This is a genomic window from Sporichthya sp., assembly GCF_013815995.1.
In the GTDB taxonomy this organism is placed as follows: Bacteria; Actinomycetota; Actinomycetes; order Sporichthyales; family Sporichthyaceae; genus Sporichthya.
This window is the reverse complement of record NZ_JACDFE010000312.1, coordinates 1-3,977: the sequence shown is the minus strand read 5'-3', so window position 1 is coordinate 3,977 and position 3,977 is coordinate 1. Positions and strand designations below refer to the sequence as shown.

The following is a 3,977-nucleotide window of genomic DNA, read 5'->3' as shown; positions in this document are numbered from 1 at the left end:
GGTTGACCCCCGGCCGGCGCGGGAGGCGGCGGGGCGCCCCAGGTCGCTTGCGGGGGGCCCCAACTCTGTGCGGCGGGCGGGCCCCAGCCCACCGGGTCCTGCTGCGGGAAGATCCCGGCCCGGGCCAGTTCCCGGTTGCGTCGCTCGGCCAGCACGGCCGAAAGGACCGAGACCGGGTCAGACCCGCCCGGCGCGCTGGTGCCGAGCGCGACGAGCATCTCCTCGGCCAGCTGGCGGGACAGCGATTCGCCGATCTCCGGTTCGAGCTCCTCCAGACGGCCGATCACCTGACGGGCCTCCAGGGCCAGGACGTCCGGCAGCCGGGACACCGGCAGCGTCGCGGCCCAGGCCGCCAGGTGCGGCGGCATCACGGCCGGCGGCGCGTTGCTCTTGGGCACGCGTTCCCGGATCACCACCGTTCCGGCCAGCAGGTCGCCGAGCCGCTTGCCCTTGGCCGAGCCGAGGGAGACCACGACGGCGACGGTTCCGAACAGGGCGTAGAAGTCGAGGATCCCGAGCAGCGCCCGGGTCAGGGCGTGCCGGAACTGGACCGGGCCACCGTCCTCGCGGACCACCCGCAGGCCGAGCGCGGCCTTGCCGGGGCTGCGGCCGCGGGAGAGCGTCTCGCACAACACCGGGTAGCCGAACACGACCGAGACGAGACTCACCAGCAGGATCGCTGCGCCGAGGGCTTCGTCGGTGTTGGAGGCCGCCGTCCCGGCCAACACCCCGATACCGAAGAGCGGGAGCGCCATCACCGCGAAGTCGATGATCAGCGCCAGGGCCCGGCTGGGCAGCTTGGCCAGGCGCAGCTCCAGGGCCACCGCCTCGCCGACGACCACGTCGCGGGCCCCGGCGGGAACCGTCGACGGTGGCGGCCCCCAACCCGGCGCAGACCCAGGTCCCCAAGCGCTCATGCACCTAGTCTCTAGGACGTGGACATTGACGCGTTCGTCGCCGTGCACTCGCGCGAGTGGGCGCGCCTGGAGGCGCTGCTCGGTCGGTCCTCGCGGCTGACCGGGGACGAGGCCGAAGAGGTCGTCGCGCTCTACCAGCGCACGGCTACCCACCTGTCGATCCTGCAGTCGGCGGCGCCGGACCCGGCGCTGATCGGGCGGCTGTCCTCCCTGGTCGCCCGGGCCCGCTCGATGGTGGCGGGGGCCTCCGCCCCGGCCCGACGCGACGTCGCCGACTTCGTGTTGCGGCGCTTCCCGGCGGCCGTCTACCGGGCGGCGCCCTGGTGGATCTCGGTGTCCGCGGTGTGCCTCGTCGTGATGGCCGCGATGGGCGCCTGGGTCGCGCACACCCCGGAGGTTCAGGCCTCGATCGGGGCGCCGGACGAGATCGCCACCCTGACCGAGCCGGGCGGGGAGTTCGAGTCGTACTACTCCACCCACGCGGCGGGTTCCTTCGCGGCGCAGGTGTGGACCAACAACGCCTGGGTCGCCGCCCTGTCCCTCGCGCTCGGCGTGGCGATCGTGCCGGTGCTCTACGTGCTGTGGATCAACGCCGCCAACGTCGGCGTCGCGCTCGGGCTGATGGCCGAGGCCGGCCGCCTCGACATCTTCCTCGGGCTGCTGATCCCGCACGGCCTGCTCGAGCTGACCGCGGTCTTCGTGGCCGCGGGCGCCGGGCTGCGCATCGGCTGGACCTGGATCGACCCCGGCCCCGACCTGCGCTCCGTCGCGTTGGCCCGCGAAGGCCGGGCCGCCATGGGCATCGCGATCGGCCTGGTCGTGGTGCTGCTGATCTCCGGGATCATCGAGGCCTTCGTGACCCCGTCCGGGCTGCCCACCTGGGCCCGGATCAGCATCGGCGTGTTCGCCGAGGTCGCCTTCCTGGCCTACGTCTTCACCCTCGGCGGCCGCGCCGCGCGGGCCGGCCACACCGGCGACGTCGACGACGCCGCGGCCGGCGACCTGCGCCCCGTCGCCGCCTGATCTGACCTTGCGTCAGCGAAAGCGGGGCTATAGCGCCCGTTGTCGCTGACGCAACGGCGGATCAGCTTTCGCGACGTCCGCGGCGGCGAAGTACGACCCCGCCGGCGATCAGCGCCACCGCCACCACGCCGAGCCCCACGGCTGTCCCGTTGCCGGAGCCTTCGTCCTCGTCGCTCGTCGGGCCGAGGGTGTCGCCCGTACCGTCGTCGACCGGGGTCGGGCTCGCGGCGGCGACGGCCTTCGACGGTGCGCGGCCCCGGCCGAACGGCAGGCTCTCGTCCGCCTGCAACTTTCGGGTTCCGTCACAGAGTGATGAGCCAGGAAGCGCGCCCGCATCGCCGCTTCGACTGGTGAAGACGACGTACGGACCTTCGCCCCGTAAGCCAAGGCCACAGCTGTCGCCTTCGCTGCCGCTCAGCACTCGCTGGGGGTTCGTGATCTTCCCCTTGTACACACGCGTCACGCTGAACATGGAGATGACCGGACTTCCGACCGCCACGCCGTCGGCGTCCGGAGACGGAGTCGGGGTCGGCTGCACCTGGCGGTTGACCAGCGTGCCCGTGAAGACAGCTCCGGCATCTTGCCGAAGCTGCTCGTCGGTGCGGAGGGTGCAACTGCAGGCGTGGGCGGGGCTGACGCCGATGGTGGGGACCGCGACGATGGCGATAGCCAAGCAGACGCCGAGGCGCCCAAAGCCCGCCACGCGCACCTAGCCGACCTTCTTGCCCGGGGCGAAGTAGGGCTGGTCCTCCCCGTCGAACGGACGGGTGCCGCCGCAGAGGTTCGCGACGAGCCGGCCCTTGCCGTTGCGGTCCGCGAAGACGATGTACGCGCCCTTGCCGAGACTGATCCCGCACAGTGCGTCGTTGCCGGCGGTCCGGATCTTCATGGTCGGGCGGACGCGGCCCTTGTAGTCCCGCGTCGCCTTCATCGTGTAGATGATCGGGCTCGCGTTGATGTCGTTCTCGTAGTTCGCCGGGTACTGGGTCCTGGTGACCTTGCCCTTGAACACGACGTCGGCCTGGGAGTACAGCTTCTTGTCGCCGGCTGCGAAGCAACTGCAGGCCGAAGCCGGGCCGACGCCGAGGACCGGCAGGAAGCCGATCGCGATGCCGATGGTCAGGAGTACTCGTCCGATGCGCATGGGAGGCACACTCCTTCAAGTTCTCGGTGGGAGTCAATCGCTGCCCGCCACTGAGCGACAGGGTTGAAACGAGAGTGACGCGGCGCGCCGGTCGCGGTGCACCACTGGGCACAACCATGTCGCTCAGTTGCGCCGGCCGGGGCGCCTGTCGCGGCCCGACCCTGCCAGGTCACCACCGAGGCGCCTACTTGACCTTGTGCGTGCCTCCGCACAGTCCGACCTGGAGAGGCTTCTTGTCGGCGGCCTTGCGGGCGACCTTGCCCTTGCCCTCGGGGTCGGCCTTGCTCGCGTAGACCAGGTAGGTCGAGCCGACGGCGAGGCGGACGCCGCAGGAGGCGCTGGAGCCGGAGGTGGAGACCTGCTGCGGGATCCGGACCTTGCCCTTGTAGGTGCGGGTCGGCTTGAAGGTGTAAGTGACCGTCTCCATGCCGGTGCTCTCCGGGCCGTCGACGACGCCGCTCTTTGCAGTGACCTTGCCCTTGAAGACCACGTCGGCCCACTTGCGCAGCTGCTCGTCGCCCGCCGGGGCGACGCAGGAGCAGGCGTAGGCCGGGTTGGCGCCCAGGACCGGCGTCAGGCCGACCACCAGGCCGGTGGCGAGGACGGCCTTGCCGACGTTGCGGGTGACGGTGCGGGTGGTGGTCACGGTTCCTCCTGGTTGGTCGCTCTCATCCCGGAGGACGGGGACGCCGGGCGAAACGTTCACAGGCGCGCCCCGACGGGGCGCGCCTGTGTCGTTCAGTCGTCTGTGGTGCTCACTCGCCGCCGGGCGGCTGCGGGGTCTGCTTGGCGATCCCGGCAATCTGCTTCACGGCTGAGGTGGTGAGGCCGTCCTCTTCGGCCGGCGTGTCGGCCGGCGGGTCGGCCGGCGGCTCGGCGGCGGGCTCGGCGGG

Annotated in this window: 5 protein-coding genes; 1 reads left to right on the top strand and 4 read right to left on the bottom strand. The window is 71.8% G+C overall.

What is annotated here, in order from left to right; translation table 11 throughout:
* A partial coding sequence (locus tag H0X00_RS22300; protein ID WP_293774964.1) for an RDD family protein occupies nt 1–917 on the bottom strand: 917 nt, incomplete at its 3' end.
* A gap of 18 nt (nt 918–935) precedes the next feature.
* Between H0X00_RS22300 and H0X00_RS22295 the strand changes: the two genes are divergently transcribed.
* Nucleotides 936–1,940: a stage II sporulation protein M gene (locus H0X00_RS22295; protein WP_293774963.1), complete on the top strand. Its 1,005-nt coding sequence runs from the start codon at nt 936–938 to the stop codon at nt 1,938–1,940.
* 61 nt (nt 1,941–2,001) lie between these two features.
* On the opposite strand, the gene H0X00_RS22290 is transcribed toward H0X00_RS22295, so the two are convergent.
* From H0X00_RS22290 to H0X00_RS22280, 3 genes are all read right to left on the bottom strand, one after another.
* Nucleotides 2,002–2,649, bottom strand: a complete 648-nt coding sequence (locus tag H0X00_RS22290) for a hypothetical protein (protein WP_293774961.1) — start codon at nt 2,647–2,649, stop codon at nt 2,002–2,004.
* Nucleotides 2,650–3,084, bottom strand: a complete 435-nt coding sequence (locus H0X00_RS22285) for a hypothetical protein (protein ID WP_293774959.1) — start codon at nt 3,082–3,084, stop codon at nt 2,650–2,652.
* 184 nt (nt 3,085–3,268) lie between these two features.
* Entirely contained in the window at nt 3,269–3,730 is a 462-nt protein-coding gene (locus tag H0X00_RS22280; RefSeq protein ID WP_293774957.1) for a hypothetical protein, read from the bottom strand.
* Between the last annotated feature and the right edge of the window lie 247 nt (nt 3,731–3,977).

Coding starts and splice junctions, on each gene's coding strand:
- H0X00_RS22285 (WP_293774959.1), bottom strand. CDS start 3,084: ATGCGCATCGGACGAGTACTCCTGACCATCGGCATCGCGATCGGCTTC.